Origin of the sequence: Streptomyces sp. P9-A2, assembly GCF_036634175.1 — a bacterium.
Classification (GTDB): Bacteria; Actinomycetota; Actinomycetes; order Streptomycetales; family Streptomycetaceae; genus Streptomyces; species Streptomyces pratens.
Window position 1 is genome coordinate 4,231,183 of sequence record NZ_JAZIFX010000001.1, and the last position, 16,055, is coordinate 4,247,237.

16 protein-coding genes are annotated in these 16,055 nt (G+C 71.1%); 11 read left to right on the forward strand and 5 right to left on the reverse strand.

Annotation, left to right across the window (positions count from 1 at the left end):
* Positions 1 to 100: 100 nt before the first annotated feature.
* Positions 101 to 550, reverse strand: a complete 450-nt coding sequence (locus V4Y04_RS19235; protein WP_332429431.1) for a DUF5707 domain-containing protein — start codon at positions 548 to 550, stop codon at positions 101 to 103.
* Positions 551 to 751: 201 nt separating this feature from the next.
* Here V4Y04_RS19235 and V4Y04_RS19240 point away from each other — a divergent pair, with 201 nt between their 5' ends.
* Genes V4Y04_RS19240 through V4Y04_RS19250 form a run of 3 tightly spaced genes read left to right on the forward strand, consistent with a single transcriptional unit; the run spans position 752 to position 2,107 of the window.
* Positions 752 to 1,018 carry a hypothetical protein gene (locus V4Y04_RS19240; RefSeq protein ID WP_332429432.1) on the forward strand — a complete coding sequence of 89 codons (267 nt, stop codon included), beginning with the start codon at positions 752 to 754 and terminating at the stop codon, positions 1,016 to 1,018.
* The gene (locus V4Y04_RS19245; RefSeq protein ID WP_332429433.1) at positions 1,015 to 1,698 is read left to right on the forward strand and encodes a response regulator transcription factor; all 684 of its coding nucleotides are present in this window, start codon (positions 1,015 to 1,017) and stop codon (positions 1,696 to 1,698) included. The genes V4Y04_RS19240 and V4Y04_RS19245 overlap by 4 nt, the downstream gene beginning before the upstream one ends.
* A 55-nt stretch (positions 1,699 to 1,753) precedes the next feature.
* Positions 1,754 to 2,107, forward strand: coding sequence for an SCO4225 family membrane protein (locus tag V4Y04_RS19250; RefSeq protein ID WP_332429434.1), 354 nt, complete (start codon positions 1,754 to 1,756; stop codon positions 2,105 to 2,107).
* A 92-nt stretch (positions 2,108 to 2,199) separates the two neighbouring features.
* On the opposite strand, the gene V4Y04_RS19255 is transcribed toward V4Y04_RS19250, so the two are convergent.
* Positions 2,200 to 2,580, reverse strand: coding sequence for a winged helix-turn-helix transcriptional regulator (locus tag V4Y04_RS19255; RefSeq protein ID WP_332429435.1), 381 nt, complete (start codon positions 2,578 to 2,580; stop codon positions 2,200 to 2,202).
* A gap of 23 nt (positions 2,581 to 2,603) precedes the next feature.
* Between V4Y04_RS19255 and V4Y04_RS37780 the strand changes: the two genes are divergently transcribed.
* The 4 genes from V4Y04_RS37780 (at position 2,604) to V4Y04_RS19275 (ending at position 7,590) form a co-directional block, all read left to right on the forward strand.
* Positions 2,604 to 2,840 (forward strand): hypothetical protein, encoded by a 237-nt coding sequence (locus tag V4Y04_RS37780; protein ID WP_443080045.1) that lies wholly within the window; start codon positions 2,604 to 2,606, stop codon positions 2,838 to 2,840.
* A 130-nt stretch (positions 2,841 to 2,970) separates the two neighbouring features.
* Complete coding sequence (locus V4Y04_RS19265) at positions 2,971 to 4,908, forward strand: glycoside hydrolase family 5 protein (protein WP_332432914.1); 1,938 nt, start codon at positions 2,971 to 2,973, stop codon at positions 4,906 to 4,908.
* A gap of 399 nt (positions 4,909 to 5,307) precedes the next feature.
* Complete coding sequence (gene ctaD / locus V4Y04_RS19270; protein WP_443080189.1) at positions 5,308 to 7,002, forward strand: aa3-type cytochrome oxidase subunit I; 1,695 nt, start codon at positions 5,308 to 5,310, stop codon at positions 7,000 to 7,002.
* 3 nt (positions 7,003 to 7,005) lie between these two features.
* The gene (locus V4Y04_RS19275; protein ID WP_332429436.1) at positions 7,006 to 7,590 is read left to right on the forward strand and encodes a hypothetical protein; all 585 of its coding nucleotides are present in this window, start codon (positions 7,006 to 7,008) and stop codon (positions 7,588 to 7,590) included.
* Positions 7,591 to 7,781: 191 nt separating this feature from the next.
* Here the strand turns inward: V4Y04_RS19275 and V4Y04_RS19280 are convergent, their stop codons facing one another.
* On the reverse strand, positions 7,782 to 8,750 hold the full coding sequence (locus V4Y04_RS19280) for a LysR family transcriptional regulator (protein WP_332429437.1): 969 nt from the start codon (positions 8,748 to 8,750) through the stop codon (positions 7,782 to 7,784).
* A gap of 221 nt (positions 8,751 to 8,971) precedes the next feature.
* Here V4Y04_RS19280 and V4Y04_RS19285 point away from each other — a divergent pair, with 221 nt between their 5' ends.
* The 3 genes from V4Y04_RS19285 (at position 8,972) to V4Y04_RS19295 (ending at position 12,674) form a co-directional block, all read left to right on the forward strand.
* The gene (locus V4Y04_RS19285) at positions 8,972 to 9,958 is read left to right on the forward strand and encodes a serine hydrolase (protein ID WP_332429438.1); all 987 of its coding nucleotides are present in this window, start codon (positions 8,972 to 8,974) and stop codon (positions 9,956 to 9,958) included.
* An 83-nt stretch (positions 9,959 to 10,041) separates the two neighbouring features.
* Positions 10,042 to 11,073 carry an MBL fold metallo-hydrolase gene (locus tag V4Y04_RS19290; protein WP_332429439.1) on the forward strand — a complete coding sequence of 344 codons (1,032 nt, stop codon included), beginning with the start codon at positions 10,042 to 10,044 and terminating at the stop codon, positions 11,071 to 11,073.
* Positions 11,074 to 12,131: 1,058 nt separating this feature from the next.
* Complete coding sequence (locus tag V4Y04_RS19295; RefSeq protein ID WP_332429440.1) at positions 12,132 to 12,674, forward strand: MOSC domain-containing protein; 543 nt, start codon at positions 12,132 to 12,134, stop codon at positions 12,672 to 12,674.
* A 52-nt stretch (positions 12,675 to 12,726) separates the two neighbouring features.
* On the opposite strand, the gene V4Y04_RS19300 is transcribed toward V4Y04_RS19295, so the two are convergent.
* Both V4Y04_RS19300 and V4Y04_RS19305 read right to left on the reverse strand, forming a co-directional pair.
* Positions 12,727 to 12,954 carry a DUF6480 family protein gene (locus tag V4Y04_RS19300; protein ID WP_332429441.1) on the reverse strand — a complete coding sequence of 76 codons (228 nt, stop codon included), beginning with the start codon at positions 12,952 to 12,954 and terminating at the stop codon, positions 12,727 to 12,729.
* 699 nt (positions 12,955 to 13,653) lie between these two features.
* The gene (locus tag V4Y04_RS19305) at positions 13,654 to 14,202 is read right to left on the reverse strand and encodes a DUF4232 domain-containing protein (protein ID WP_332429442.1); all 549 of its coding nucleotides are present in this window, start codon (positions 14,200 to 14,202) and stop codon (positions 13,654 to 13,656) included.
* A 328-nt stretch (positions 14,203 to 14,530) separates the two neighbouring features.
* Between V4Y04_RS19305 and V4Y04_RS19310 the strand changes: the two genes are divergently transcribed.
* Entirely contained in the window at positions 14,531 to 16,006 is a 1,476-nt protein-coding gene (locus tag V4Y04_RS19310; protein ID WP_332429443.1) for a helix-turn-helix domain-containing protein, read from the forward strand.
* The last annotated feature ends 49 nt before the right edge of the window (positions 16,007 to 16,055 follow it).

Here is a 16,055-nt window from a genome sequence, read left to right on the forward strand (position 1 = left end):
AGGTGCCCGGCCGTCGCGCGGCGGGTCAGCGCGTGACGGATCAGTGCTCGAGGGATCAGCGCGTGACAGGTCAGCGCGTGACAGGTCAGTGCTCGACGGGTCAGTGCTCGACCTCGAAGGTGGCGGCGGAGGGCACGAACAGGGTGTCACCGTCCTTGGCCGTCGCCAGCGCCGTGACCTTCCAGGTGCCCGCCTCCAGCGCGGGCGCCTCCTCCTCGGTGATCTTCAGCGTGTAGGTGCAGCGGGAGGTCTCGTCCGAGGTCTTGCGGCAGGTGGCCGTCTCCTCCGTGTCGCGGGTCTCCTTCTCGGTCGGGTCCAGCTTCAGACCGGCGGGCCACGGCAGGATATGGAGGCTCTTGACGCCCGAGTCGTCGCTCACGTCCGTGGTGAAGGAGAACGAGCCCGCGCTGTCGCCGGACGGAGCGGTGTAGCGGGCCGAGGTGTTTTCCAGGGACGGCTTCGTGGGGCCCGAGGCCATGGCGAAACCGGCGGCGGCTCCGCCGATGACGAGAGCACCGACGAAGGATCCGATGAGAACGTGTTTGGACATGGTGAATCCCCCCGTTTTGGCCGAATTCGCTTGAATTCGATTGGATTTAATTGATTTCGCTTTTACTTGCCTGGTCGGCCGGGTGGAAGTAACCGGGCCACCGGCCGTGACGTGGAGATACGGTTGACCGGCCGGGTGCCCGGACGGCTGCCCACCGCCGTGGACCTGACCGCGTAGCATGCGGCGGAGACCGTGCTCGCGGTGAGCGGTGAGGGGCCGGCGTTGCTGGAATTCGACGCGCACGACGGCTCGTTGACGCTCACGCTCACGGTCACGGTCACCGGGGTGCCGGGCGCCGCCCGCGGCCTCGTACGGGAGCGGCTGGCAGCACGGGTCGCGGCACTCGACGGTACGGTGACCAGCGGCCCGGCGGACAGCGTCCGCCTCCAGTTGCCCCTCGCTCCGGTCCCGGAGGCCACAGGTGCGCCGGCCGCCGAGCAGGGGGACGAGGAGATGGGGGAACGATGAGCCTCAAGGTGCTGGTCGTCGACGACCAGGGCATCGTACGGGCGGGGTTCGCCGCCGTGATCGGCGCCGAGGAGGACATGACCGTCGTCGGCGAGGCCGCCGACGGTGCCGCCGCGGTACGGCTCGCGGAGGAACTGGCCCCCGATGTGGTGGTGATGGACGTACGGATGCCCGAACTGGACGGCATCGCCGCCACCCGGATCATCACCGGCGGGGAGAACGCGCCCCGTGTCCTGGTGCTGACCACCTTCGACCTCGACGTGTACGTCTTCGACGCGCTGCGCGCCGGCGCCTCCGGCTTCCTGCTCAAGGACGTGCACCCCTCCGAACTGCTCCAGGGCATCCGGGTGGTGGCCTCGGGGGAGAGCGTGCTCTCCCCGTCCGCGACCCGCAGGCTCATCGGCCACTACGCGTCCGGCGCGCCCACCCGGGTCCAGGCCGCGAGCGGCCATCACGAGCTGGACAGCCTGACCGCGCGTGAGCGGTTCGTCCTCACCCTCGTGGCGTCCGGACTCACCAACATGGAGATCGGCGCCGAACTCGGCATCACCGTCGGCACGGTGAAGTCCCATGTGAACGCGCTGCTGCGCAAGCTGGGGCTGCGCGACCGGGTACAGGCGACGATCCTCGCGTACGACGTCGGCCTCGCCCACCCGAACCCGCCGGGCGCACACCTCTGACGCCCTGATCGCCACCGACGCCACCGACGCCACCGACACCGAGAGACCCACCGCCATGCCCGATTCCGGCCGATCCGCCCGACCTGGGCGGCCTGTCAGATCCCTTTTCCGCTGGCTGCGCCGCGTCTTCTTCGGTGACGTCCTCGCCCTCGTCTACCTCGGGCTCTGTGCCGCCCTGCTCGTGTGGGCGATCGGGGATGCCTTCGTCGGCGCCGGGGAGGACGCGTCCTTCGCCGGAATCATCCCGCTGCTGGCCGCGGCCCCGGTCAGCCTGCTGTTGCTCGGGCTGCCGGGCGGCGTCATGGCGTTCATCGGCGCGGTGGCCGGCGGCGCGCTGGTCAACGCCGCGGTCATCTGCTGGTGCGCCCGCACACTGTGCCGCGGTGGCCGCTCGGACTCCGCCGACTGAGCGAAGGGGCGCCGTGCACCGCCCCCTGACGTCGCGGTCCAGGCAGACGCAGGCAGACGCAGGTAGACACAGGCAGGTTTAGGCAAGCGTCGTCAGGCGTCGAAGCGGTGGCGGGCGGCGTCGATGTGGCTGAGGTTCCGGTGCGTCCACTCGCACATGCCGTCGACCGTGGCGAGCAGACCGCGGCCCGGCCCGGTGAGGGTGTACTCGACCCGGGGCGGCACGGTGGGGTACACCGTGCGCTCGACCAGGCCGTAACGCTCCAGCATGCGCAGGTTCTGGGTGAGCATCTTGTGGCTGATGCCCTCGACCGCGTTCCGCAACTCGCTGAAGCGCAGGGTCCGGTCACCGAGCCCTTCAATGATCAGCAGTGCCCATTTGTTGGCGACGTCCGAGAAGATCTCCCGCGCCAGGGAGTCCGCGCGCCTCAGGTCCGCGTCCTCGGGCGAGCCCGTGTACTGCTTGGTTCCCATCCGGTATCTCCCGTTACTGAAAAGTGCGTTCCTCCAGGTCGGCGGCCACTCTCCTGCAGTTCCCGAGTAACCACAAGAGAGCATGCCCGGCCGCCCGCACCGGAAGGACGAACGCCCTGGCCACCACCGACGTCTTCCGTCACCACGTCCCGGCCGAGAGCGACTTCGGCTATGCGCAGGCGATCAGGTCCGGCGACCTGATCCATGTGCCGGGTCAGTTCTCCCTCGGCCGGGAAGGGCGCGTTCCGTCACGCCGGTGACCTCGTGGCCCGGCCGGCGTGAGTGTGCGGGTGGCCGGGTCCGCAGGTCTCCTCCGTAGGCCTGGACCATTGCCGCCCCGTCCGTCATGATGACGTTGCCATGACAACGTAGTCCTTGGGGGTTCTCGGGATGGTGACCGTGCGCGGAACCTTCGCCAGGGCAGTTCTGGCCGCCGCGCTTCTGCTGGCGCCCGTGACGCCCGCCGCGGCGACGCCACGGGAGTCCGCGGGCGAAACCTCCGCCGTCTCCGAACCCGCCACCTCCGCCACCGACTGGACCGCGCCGCTCAGCACGCGCGGCCGCTGGATCGTCGACGCGGACGGTGACCGCTTCAAGCTGCGCTCCGGCAACTGGCACGGCGCCAGCGGCACATGGAACGGTTCGGGCAGCGCGGACGACGACGCCAACCATCACGCGGGCGAGAACGCCGGCCGGATCCCCCTCGGCCTGGACCGCGCCCCCATGGCCGAGATCATCGCCGGCTTCCACGAGATCGGGATCAACAGCATCCGGCTGCCCTTCTCCAACGAGATGATCCACGACACCCGCCCCGTGACGGACGGCACCGTCACCGCCAACCCCACCCTGCGCGGGAGGACCCCGCTCGAGGTCTACGACGTCGTGGTCCGCGAACTCACCGCCTCCAACATCGCGGTGATCCTCAACAACCACACCAACACCACCCGTTGGTGCTGCGGTGTCGACGGCAACGAACGCTGGAACGCGAGCCGCTCCACCGAGGCATGGGAAAGCGACTGGCTGTTCATGGCCCGCCGCTACCGGGACAACCAGCGCGTCGTGGGCGCCGACCTCTACAACGAGGTACGCCGGAACATCTGGGACGACCCCAACTGGGGCCTGGGCGACAACCACGACTGGTTCACCGCGTCCCAGCGCGTGGGCGACCGCATCCTGACGGAAGCCGACCCCGACCTTCTCATCATCGTCGAGGGCATCAACTGGACTGGCATCCCCGTCGACGGGTTCGCGCACGGGCGCCCCACCCTGGAGCCGGTACGCCATCTCTCGCACACACTCGTCGACTCCGGAAAACTCGTCTACTCCGCCCACTTCTACGGCTACACCGGCCCGAACCACAGCGGCGCCACCGGAATCGGCGAGACCACCGACCCCCGCTACCAGGACCTGAGCCCCGCCGAGCTGACCGACGTCCTGAACCGGCAGGCCCTCTACGTCACCGCCGAGGGGGAGCGGCACTTCACCGCCCCCGTCTGGATCAGCGAGTTCGGCGTCGGCGGCCGTGAGGAGACGGGAGCGAAGCAGCGCGCCTGGTTCACGAACTTCGTCGACCACCTGATCCGTACCGACGCCGACTTCGCGTACTGGCCACTCGTCGGCTGGCACGACAACCGCAGGGGCAACGGCTGGGCGCTGCTGCACTGGGACGCCGCGGGCCACCGCATGGGCCTGTACGACGGTGACGACTGGCGGGCCGCCGACTGGACCCGGCTCGTCGGGGCCCCGGGCCGCACCGGCCGCATCGCCCCGGTGGCCGACTGGTCGATGCTCAGCCCCGACCACGCCGACTTCATCGCCTCGCGGCGCATGCGCGCGCTCCCCGACTGGAACTCCGGCGCCCGCAAGGCCGTCTGCCCCGACGGGCAGCGCCTTCTCGGCCTCGGCCACACCGGAAACCGCGGCCTGTGCTCCGACGTGACCGCCGGACCCCTGTGGGCTCCGGCCGGCGGGCACGAGGTGGTCGTCGACGAACGACACGTCGGATCCGGCGGCGACTGGGCCTCCGGATACACCAAACTCCAGTGCCCCGCCGGCCACTTCCTCACCGGCTACAGCGTCCGCGGCGCCGCCGTCTCCGCCGCCCTGTGCGCGGCCGCCCGGCCCGGCGCGATCACCGGCACGAGCGGCCGTACGGTCTGGTTCGACCGCGGCGACAACAGGGGCCCGTCCCCCCAGGGCGGCGACTTCGCCCACGGCCACTACAAGGGCCAGTGCGCCGCCGACGAGTACGCGGCCGGCATCGCCTACACCGGCCGCCTCGGCTCCTCCCGCACCCCGGACGCGCTGCACTGCCGCAAGCTGACCTGACTCGCGCCGGCCGCCCGATTCCGCGGGGCGGCCACGCGGTTGCGTCCGTACGTACCAGACGTACCAGGGCGGTAGGCGCGAACACGCCGAATGATCTGAAACACGGCCGAATGATCCGAAACGTGGCGCGAAGGCGTCGGACGACCCGACGACGAGAGCGGGTTCCGCACCGCCGCGCACATCAGGGCCGTTGGTCCTTCGGTCCGGCGGGCAGTAGGGACTGTTCGGCCCTGGCCGACCCCCGTACCCCGGCGGCGATCATGTGACAGCGGCCGGGAAGCGTCGCGTCCACTCCCGTCCGTTCGGCACCTCCCGGCTCGTCGACGCCTGTCCGGACACGTACGGACGGGAGCGGAGCACGAGCAGAAGGAGAGGGCGCCGGCGGTGGCCGAGGGGCAGATACAAGAGGTGGGGGCCACGGAGACGCACGCCGTGGCCCCCGGCGCGGGCGAGGCGCTGGAGCGCCCCGGGAACACCGCGCCGGAGACGGCGCGCGCGTCGTGGGTGGACTGGCTGACGACCACCGACCACAAGCGGATCGGGACGCTCTACCTGGTCTCCGCGTTCGCGTTCTTCGCCGTCGGCGGTGTGCTGGCGCTGCTGATGCGCGCGGAGCTGGCCCGGCCCGGTCTGCAGGTCATGTCGAACGAGCAGTTCAACCAGGCGTTCACGATGCACGGTTCGATCATGCTGCTGATGTTCGCGATGCCGCTGTTCACCGGGTTCGCGAACTGGATCATGCCGCTCCAGATCGGCGCACCGGACGTGGCGTTCCCGCGGCTGAACATGCTGGCCTTCTGGCTGTTCCTGCTCGGCTCACTGATCGCGGCCGGCGGCTTCCTCACCCCGGACGGAGCCGCCAGCTTCGGCTGGTTCCTGTACGCCCCGCTGTCCAGCGAGCTCTACTCACCGGGCATCGGCTCCGACCTGTGGATCATGGGCGTGGCCCTGTCCGGCTTCGGCTCGATCCTGGGCGCGGTCAACTTCATCACCACGATCATCTGCATGCGCGCCCCCGGCATGACGATGTTCCGCATGCCGATCTTCACCTGGAACGTGCTGCTGACCGCTCTGCTGATCCTGATGGTGTTCCCGGTCCTGGCGGCGGCCCTGTTCGCGCTCGAGTACGACCGGAAGTTCGGCGGGCACATCTTCGACGCCGCGAACGGCGGCGCACTGCTGTGGCAGCACCTGTTCTGGTTCTTCGGGCATCCTGAGGTCTACGTCCTGGCCCTGCCGTTCTTCGGCATCGTCTCCGAGGTGCTCCCGGTCTTCTCCCGCAAGCCGATGTTCGGCTACATGGGCCTGATCGGCGCCACGATCGCGATCGCGGGTCTCTCGGTGACGGTGTGGGCGCACCACATGTACACCACGGGCGGAGTGCTGCTGCCGTTCTTCTCCTTCATGACCTTCCTGATCGCGATCCCCACCGGGGTGAAGTTCTTCAACTGGGTCGGCACGATGTGGAAGGGGTCGCTGAGCTTCGAGACGCCGATGCTCTGGGCCACGGGCTTCCTCGTCACGTTCCTCTTCGGCGGGCTGACCGGTGTCATCCTGGCCTCACCGCCGCTGGACTTCCACCTCTCCGACTCGTACTTCGTGGTGGCGCACTTCCACTACACGCTCTTCGGCACGGTCGTGTACGCGATGTTCGCCGGATTCCACTTCTGGTGGCCGAAGTTCACCGGCAAGATGCTCGACGAGCGGCTCGGGAAGATCACCTTCTGGACGCTCACGGTGGGTTTCCACCTCACCTTCCTGGTCCAGCACTGGGTGGGCGTCGAGGGCATGCCCCGCCGCTACGCCGACTACCTGGCCGCCGACGGCTTCACCGCCCTCAACACCCTTTCGTCCATCGGGTCGTTCATGCTGGGCATCTCGATCCTGCCGTTCCTCTACAACATCTGGAAGACGGCCAGGTACGGCAAGAAGGTGGAGGTCGACGACCCCTGGGGCTACGGTCGTTCGCTCGAGTGGGCCACCTCCTGCCCGCCCCCGCGCCACAACTTCACCTCCCTGCCCCGCATCCGGTCCGAATCCCCCGCCTTCGACATCCACCACCCGGAGATCGCCGCCCTCGAGGCGGTGAACTGAACCGTGTCCCATCCCGTCCTGGCCCTCGGTGCGGGGGCGGTGACCGCGGCCGGCTCCGTCTGGTACCTGCCGGCCCTCGCCGATCTGAGGGCCGGAGCCGACCGGCCCGCTTCCCGCCGGACCGGGGCAGTGGCCTGCCTCAGCGGCTGGAGCACGGCCGCCGCCGTCGCCGTACTGCTCCTCCTGGCCGACAGCTGGTGGCCGCCCTGCGCGGCGGCCCTGGCGGGCGCGACCGCCACGACCGGTCTGTGGACCCGCGCGGCCGTCCACCGCCGACGCGGCGCACGCGAAACGGCCCGCCTCTGGGCGCAACTGGGGTGGCCCGGTCCCTCCAGCCGTTCTCGCGGCGCCGCCGCCGTCGTCGCCGTCCTGGTCGGCGGCCTGGTCGCGGCCACGATCACCGCCGCCGTTCTTCGGACCCACGGCCAGGACACGGCCCCGCCCCCGCCCCCGCCCTGGCTGACCGCCACTGCTCCCCTCACCCTGGTCGCCCTGTCCCTTGCCCTCGCCGTCGCCCTCACCGCCACCCGCAGAACCCGCCACCGCGAGCACGGCACCCCGGACCGGCCCGCCCGGCAGGGGGAGTGAACGACAGGACGCCCCGGGGCGATGACCCGTCTCCGAAGACACGCTCCCGGGGGCCCGATCAACCGTGCGACGCACGGCACCGGACCCCGCTCCCTGACCGGGGCGGACCGGACCTGATCGGGCCGGGTTCGGGCCGGTCAGGGAGTGAGGTCCGGGTCCGGCCCGGTCCGGCCCGGTCCGGACAGGAGGTTCTATTCGTAGACCACCGACCACGGGCGTGGGGAATCGTCCGGCGGGTGGGGGAGGCCCTCGCGCCACGGGGCCGCGGTGTGGTCGCGGGCCAGGACGCCGGCCGCGAGTTCCGCGAAGCGGGCGGAGGCCGGGTGGACTCCGCGGCCGGAGGGCCAGGCGCCGCTGATGCGCAGGGTGAGGGGACGGCCGGCCAGGGGCCGCCAGGCGACGCGCGGCTCTTTGCGGGCCACCGGCCCCTGGTCGAAGGCGACGCCGTGGCCGGCCGTCACCAGGGCGAGCAGGAACTCGGGGTTGGACGCGTGCCGTACCCGGCCGGGTACGAAGCCGTCGGCGCGGCACACGTCGAGGATCCGGTCGTACCAGCCGGGCGCGTGTGCCCGCGGGAAGAGCACCAGGTCGTGACCGCAGAGCTCGCCGAGCGTCACCTCCGGCAGCCGGGCCAGTGGTGAGGTACGAGGCAGGACGACACCCAGATCGAGGGGGACCTCAGGGCCGAGTCGCAGGTCGGTGGCGTCCACGGGGTGATGCACGAGTCCGACGTCCAGCCCGCCGGAGGAGAGCAGCCGCACCTGCTCCCCGGTGGTGACCTCCTGCAGGTCCACGGACAGCCCCGGGGCGTGCGCAGCGCAGGCGGAGAGCAGCGCGGACAGCACGGCGGTCGTGGTGTCGGGCGGTACGCCCGCGCGGAGGGTGCCGAGGCCCCCGTCGGCGGCGCGGCGGGCCAGCGTACGCAACCTCTGTTCCCCGGCGATGAGTTCGTGGGCCTCGTCCAGCAGCACCGCCCCGGCGGCGCTCAGCCGGACCCCGCGCTGGGAGCGGTCGAACAGCTCTGCGCCGAGTTCCTTCTCCAGCCTGCGGATCGCCTGGCTGAGTGGCGGCTGGGCCATGCCCAGCCGCTCGGCGGCCCGGCTGAAGTGCAACTCGTCGGCTACGGTGACGAAAAGGCGCAGGTGGCGCAAGAGATCCACGGTAACGACCTTACGCGAAGGCCGCGGTGAGGATGACGCATCCGGTGGCCGGGTCCCACGGGCGGCCGCGGGCGGGGTCCGACGGGCGGCAGTCGGACCCGACGGGCCCCGCGGCCGCGACGCATGGACGGCCGGACGCAACCACCGCCCGGGACGGCCCGGGGACCGAGGGCCGGGGGGCAGAGGGCCGATGACCGAGGGCCGATGACCGAGGAGAAACAGTGATCGAGGAGCGGATCCGACAGGTCTTCGCCGAGGCGGGGGCCGAAGGCCGGCTGCACGCGATACCGGTCCACGAGCCTGCGAGTGCGGTAGGGGAGGCGGGAGCCGAGGCGGGTGCGAAGCCCGGTACGGGTACGGGTACGGGTATCCGTGCCGGTGCCGGTGCGGAGGCGTCGGGCGGGCGTGAGGTCGGCATCGGCGCCGACGACCTAGTGGTGATCGCCTCGATCTTCAAGGTGCTGCTGGTCCTGGAGTTCGCCCGGCAGGTCGCAGCCGGCCAGCTGGACCCGCGGGAACGGGTGCGGGTGACCGCGGCCGACCGCCTCGGCGGCTGGGGGACCGCCGGCTGTCTGGACGACGTCGAGCTGTCCCTACGGGACCTGGCCCACTTCGCGATGTCGGTCAGCGACAACTCGGCGGCCGACCTGCTGCTGGCCCGCGTGGGCCTGGACACCGTACGGCTGCTGGCGGCGGAACTCGGCCTGGAGCGGACCCGGATCGTGGGCGGCCCGCGTGACCTGCTGGAGTCGATGCTCACGGAGGTCGGGGCGCGCGACGAGCGGGATTTCGCCGTCCGCTACCCCGCCCTGCCGGACGACCGCAAGAGACGGCTGGCCGTGCTGGATCCCCGCCGCACCACGGCGAGCACGCCCCGCGAGATCACCCGGCTGCTCCGGCTCGTCTGGACCGACGCCGCCGGCCCGCCCGAGGCCTGCTCCTTCGTCCGTGAGCTGATGGGGCGTCAAGTTTTCAGACACCGCCTGGTGTCGGGCTTCCCGGACGACGTCACGGTCGCGGCCAAGACCGGAACCCTGCCGGGACTGCACATGGAGGCGGGCGTCGCCCGCTATCCCGACGGCGGGTGCTACGCGATCGCCGTCTTCGCCCGCACGCACGCCCTGGCCGCCTCCCGTCCCACGGTGGACGCCGCGACGGGCAGGGCCGCCGGGATCGCGGTCGGCTCTCTGCGTGGCGCCGGCCGGTGACCGGAGCGCATATGCGTTCGCATATCGGCGTAGCCGAATTCCGGTCTTGGACAGGGGAGTCGGCTCACTGATCTTCTGTCGCCATGACCCAGGACACACCTGCCGCAGACCGGCCGAACACGTTTTTCCGCCGAGGCCCAGACCGCCGTACGGTGCTGCGTGGTGCCGCGCTCGGCGCGGCCTCCACGGCCGCCACCGCTGTGGCAGCCACAGCCACGGCAGCCACAGCTCCCGCCCGGGGCGGTGACCGAGCCGCCGGTTCGGCATCATGGCGCTGGCTCGGCACCGCCGGCTGGCGCATCGACGTCGGCGACCGGACCGTACTCTTCGATCCGTATCTCACCCGCTTCCCCACGGGTCTCTTCGACGGCGCCTTCGACCCGGGGACCCGCCTGCGGACCCGGCCGGAGATCGTGGACGCGCACATCGGCAGTCCCGAACTCGTCCTGGTCAGCCACTCCCACTGGGACCACCTCGGCGACGTGCCGCACATCGCCAGGACCACCGGCGCCCGCGTCGTCGGCACCGAGACCACGTACCACCTGCTGGTTTCCCTGGGGGTCGACGCGGGACAGATCTCCGTGGTCAAGGGCGGCGAGGTGCTGGACTTCGGCGGGGGGATCACCGTGGAGGTCGTACCGAGCCTGCACAGCCGCAACAAGAAGTGCGCCTACTTCGCCCCGGGCACGCTGAACGGCCCGCCCGCGACGCCCCCGAGCAGCATCTCGGACCTGCCGGAGGGCGACACCCTCGCTTTCCACGTGACGGCGGGGGACGGCGGCCCGTCGGCGTTCCTCATGGGTGCCAGTGACTTCTCCGAACGGGCGGTGCGGGGCCTGCGCCCCGACCTCGCGATGATCGCCGTACCCGCGGGCACCGCCACCCACCGGTACGTACCCCGGCTGCTGCGCGCGCTGGACGGCCCGGGCGTCGTCGTCCCCGTCCACTGGGACAACTTCGAGGTGCCCCTGAGCGGCTCCCCCGTACGGGACCCGTCGATGGACCTGGAAGCGTTCCTCGCCCAGGTCGGGAAGGCGTCTCCGGCGACGCGGATCGTCGTCCCGGACCACCGCACCGTGTACGACGCGGCCATGCGCCCCGTAAGCGACCAGTGAGACAAGGGACCCGGGGGCCGGAGACCGGTACAACCGTCAGGAGCCGTGCGGTCGTGATCGACGGCGCTGCTTGAGGAGTTTCGCTCCCGGCCCCCTCCCCGGGGCTTGGCCGAACGGGGAACGGCGCCGGATCGAGGGGCCCTTGGATGCCTTCTGATCCCCGCTGTCCGTCGACGTCGATGTCAGTCGCGTATGCCATGAGGCGCGGGCTTACGGCTCCTGCGCTGTCCGACCAAACGGCGCAGCAAGAGGGCGGAAAAGGCGCCACAGAGCACCAGCCATCCGAGGCGACTCCACCACGGGCTGGAGGAGCCGGCGGCATTCCACGCGCATACGGCGAGCAAGAAGACCCACCAACCGGAGCTGTCGAAAAAAGATCGCTCCCGGTCCTGCGCCATGCGCTGCCCCCTTTTACCGGTCAGTGTGATCTTTCCACAGGGTGCGGCGTTCCGGCATGCGCGGAGCAGAAGTCGAGTCGTTCCCGGTGGAGCTTTTTACCGCGAGCGTACCGATGGCTCCCGTCGGCGGTGCGCCGCTGAACCGTCGGAGTGATCCCCCTTTATTCCCGAATCGGGCAGAGCACCCAGGTGATCCGCGATGCGGGGCCGCGCTAAGGGATCACGAGCCGGGTACTCGCCTCTCGATGGGAAGCGTGAACCCGATCACCGGCCGGAGGCGGACATGAGTGACGAGAACATGGCGGACGACGTCTACCAGCTCACTGGGAGCAACGAGGAGCAGGAGGATGGCGGGGTGGCGAAGGGATCGTACGGCGGTGTCCCGACGCGGCGCAGGGAATAAAGGAAGGGAGCGCGACCCCCACAGGCCCTTCGCCCGCACGGGCCGGCACACCGGAACCGCGTCATCCGGGCGGAGGCCGGGCCGGGCGGATACTCCGGGATCCCGGAGCGCCGACGACGGGAACGGCCCGACGAGCCCCGGTCCCGGAGGCTCCCCGGAGCCCGAGACGCCCGTGGATCCCCGCGATCGACCGTGTCGGCTGCGAGGCCCGGCGGTTAGGGTCGGGGCCGGTCGTGGTCGAAGAGGGGAATCCGGGGATGCGTGGGACAGTGACGGCGGTCAGCAGCAACGGCGAGTACTCGTTCACCAAGCCGAACCGGGACGACATCACGCTGCTCGCCGGGCTCGGTGTGGAGGGTGACGTCCACGCCGGTGTGACGGTCAAGCACCGCTCGCGGGTCGCGCAGGACCCGACCCGGCCGAACCTGCGCCAGGTCCACCTCATCCACGAGGAACTCTTCGCCGAGGTCGGCGCGGAGGGATTCGAGGTGACGCCCGGTGATCTCGGGGAGAACATCACCACCCGCGGTATCGATCTGCTCGGTCTGCCGGTCGGCACGCTGCTGCGCCTCGGTGAGGACGCGGTGCTGGAGGTGACCGGTCTGCGCAATCCCTGCCTGCAGATCGACGCCTTCCAGGACGGCCTGCTGAAGAGGGTGGTCGGCCGTGACGCCGCCGGGAACCTCGTGCGCAAGGCCGGAATCATGAGCATCGTCAAGGAGGGCGGCACAGTGCGCCCGGGCGACGCGATCGGAGTGGAGCTGCCCAGCGGACCGCACCGGCCCCTGGACCGGGTCTGACGCCCCTCCATCGGGCGGACCGTGGCCCACTACTGCCTCGCGTGGATAAAGATCACACGACCAGGGTCACCACCATGGCGATCAGTCCGACCACCACCAGTGCTACCACCGCCATGATCAGGACGAGCGGCATCGCCCCCCACCCCCTGCGCAGCTCGGGCGGCTCCGGATGCGAGATGCCGTACGTGCCGCCTTCGGCGGGAGGCGTCTCACCGGGGGAGACGCCGCTCCTCGGTGCGACCCCCGGGGTTCGCCTCGGGTCGGGATCAGGAGTTGTCATGGCGCACGCTCCTCTTGGCACTCATCTGCCGATGGGCTGGTTCCCCTTGACATCGCACCGCCCTCCTCCGTATGGAGGAGGCGCGCTCCTTATCGGGCCTCGCGGCGTTGACGTCGCCGAGGGCCGGCCCTGGGGCGCGCTCGACGACCGGAACGGCACCGATGTCTTCGCCCCGCATCATCCCGGCCACGCCCGTCCCCGAGGTCCGAGGTCCGAGGTCCAAAGGTCACCAGGTCACTCGTCATGACGTCGCGGACATGCTGAGCCATGGGACTGCCCCTCCGCGGAGTGGGAGTGGGTGGGCGGTGCTCTCCCCGCCGCTCAGCCTGCCGAGTACCCGTGGGTGACCGGTCCTCACGTGGTCATCGGGGGCGTGTGGGAGATCGGAAGCCGCCGTACCTCCCGGCCTCGTCAACCGGACACCGCGGGTGAGGTCGTAAGCCCGCCACAGCCTCGGGCGGGGTCGCAGGCGCGGGCCAGGAATGCGGTTCCGGAAGTCCGCCGCGCCGAGGTGATCGGCGTACGCGGGCGGTGGTGGGTCGGTGGCTCGCGGCACCGATGGCGTTCGTGACGCCGTGGGCAGCAGGCGGCGGCAGCCTGCGTGGTGTCCGCAGAGCCGCCGGCGGCACCGAGCCCCCCGGTGAAGGCGGGACGCCCGGTGCCGCCGTTGGCGGAGGTGTCGTGGGACGCCGGGCCGGGTTACCAGACGAGGGCGTCCGCCGCGTTGTCCTGCCAGTAGGTGACGGTGGCGGCGCTGTTGAAGAAGACGCCGCCGTTCGGCAGCTTCAGGGTCTTCTCCGCGGAGGTCGCGTTGCCCTTCTTGCCGGCGAAGAACACGCCCAGGGTCTTCTCGGTGGCGCCCCCCTCGCCCTCGGGGGAGGACGTCGTGATGCCCGCGTACGCGGACTGACCGGGCTCGAGCTTCACCACGGCCTGCGGAGTGCTCTTCTCGACCCACGGCAGCGGGGCCTGGGCGTCGGCGCCGGCCCTCAGGTAGGGGGCGCTGTAGGCGTAGCAGGGCTTGGTGCCGGTGTTGGTGGCCTTCAGCAGCAGGTGGTTGATCGGGCGGGACACCTCGGTGACGGTCAGCTTGGTGTTCGCCGTGGTGCAGGTGACGACCGAGGAGGCCTTCGTCGTGGCGGCGGAGGCGGACTGCCCGGCGGCCTGGAAGCCGACGAACGCGAGGGCGGCGGCGACGACCATGGAGGAGGCGGCCGTGCGGGAGGCGAAACGAGTGGCGATACGCATGAGTGGACTGCTTTCTCTGAACATCAGGAAGATGATTTTTTGGTGGTGAGCTGTGTCGGCCGGCTGACCGGCTGACCGGCCGGCCCTGGCCTGGCCGCGCTGCGTGGACGGAGTACGGGTGGGCACGCCGGAAGCGCGGGTTGTGAAAGGGAGTCGAGCGGGGAGGATCACCGTGCCCGGCGATGCGCCGTGTTTGGATGGCCCAAGGCTGTGCCAGGCGGCGTCCCATGCGCCATTCCATCGGGAGTTTCGGGACGCTGGGATGTGCGACCGGCTCTGACCTGGGGAAACGTGACCTTTATGGGATGCCGTACGGAATGGGGGACTGGTGGGGGCGGCTGAGGAGATCGCTGATTTCGCGGCGTTACTGAGCGAGTTGAAGCAGCGATCCGGACTGAGTTACGAGGCCCTGGCGAAGCGGGCGCACATGAGCACCTCGACGCTGCACCGGTACTGCAAGGGGGAGGGGGTGCCGGCCGACCACGAGGTCGTCTCCCGCTTCGCCCGGGTGTGCAGGGCGACTCCCGAGGAACGGGTCGAGCTGCACCGGCGCTGGGTCCTGGCGGACGCGGCACGGGAACGTGCCCGGCGGACCACAGCGGACGCGGACCCGGACCCGGACCCCGCGGACCGGACCGGAGTGTCCACGCCCGGCGGCTCGAACCCGGAGCCGCGCTCCGAGCAGGCACGCACGGAGGACCGACCCCGGCCGGAGGCCGTGCCGGACACTCCGCCCACGACCGCGTCCGCATCCGCACCCGCGCCGCCGACCGCACCCGCGTCCTCCGCCATGAGCGAGCCCGAGGACCCGCCCGCCCCCGCCACCGAACCGTCGCCGGAGGTGGCTGTCCTCACTCGCCGCCCACCGACGCTCCTCCGGACCGCCCGCGGAAGGCGGTGGACCCTGATCGCGGCGAGCACCGCCCTCGTCGTCGCCGTGTCCACCGTGCTCACGCTCGGCCTGAAGAGCGGGGGGACGGACCGGGCGGAGAGCGGCCGGCCGGCCGGCACCGTGTCCTCCTCCGACGAACCGGCGGCCTCCACCGCCTCCACGCCGCACCCCTCGGCGTCCACGTCCCCCTCCGCGCGTCCGAGCCGCCCTCCGACCCCGACCCCGACCCCGATCCCGGCCACCGGAACGCCCGACGCCGAGCCGTCGGCACCCAGCCCCGGTACGGGCCGCGCCCAGGACGGCGACGAGGCCGTCCCGCTCACGGTGAGCACCCGCACCTATGCCTGGGACGACCCGCAGTGCGAGGGGAAGTACCTGATCGACCGGCCCGCCGACAAGGTCTCGCCGCCGGTGATGGGGCAGGACGTGCCGGGCTGGGTGAAGGCGCACGGCGCCGTTGCCGCCGACCGGCAGCGGGTGGCGCTGACCGCGCAGGGCACAGGGGACGAAACCGTCGTCATCGAGTCCCTGCACGTCCGTGTGGTCAGTTCGAGCGCACCTCCGGCCTGGAACGCGTACCTGGGGTCGTCGGGCTGCGGCGGAGGTGTGGAGACGAGGTCGTTCGACACGAACCTCGACGCCGCCCACCCCGCCATCGTGCCGAAGGCCGGCCAGCGCGGTTTCCCCTACAAGGTCAGCCGGTCCGATCCCGAGGTGCTGTACATCACCGCCGGTGCCGACGCCCACGACGTGAACTGGTACGTGGAGCTGCAGTGGTCCAGCGGCGGCCGTCAGGGAACCATCCGGATCGACGACCACGGAAAACCGTTCCGCACCAGCGGCAGCCGGGGCCGTCCCGTCTACGAGCACCCGCTCGGCGGCACCGAATGGTTCAGCGTGGCGGAGGACTGACCCGGGCCGGCACCCCGCCCCTTTCGCCGGTGGTGTGGCCCATGCCACA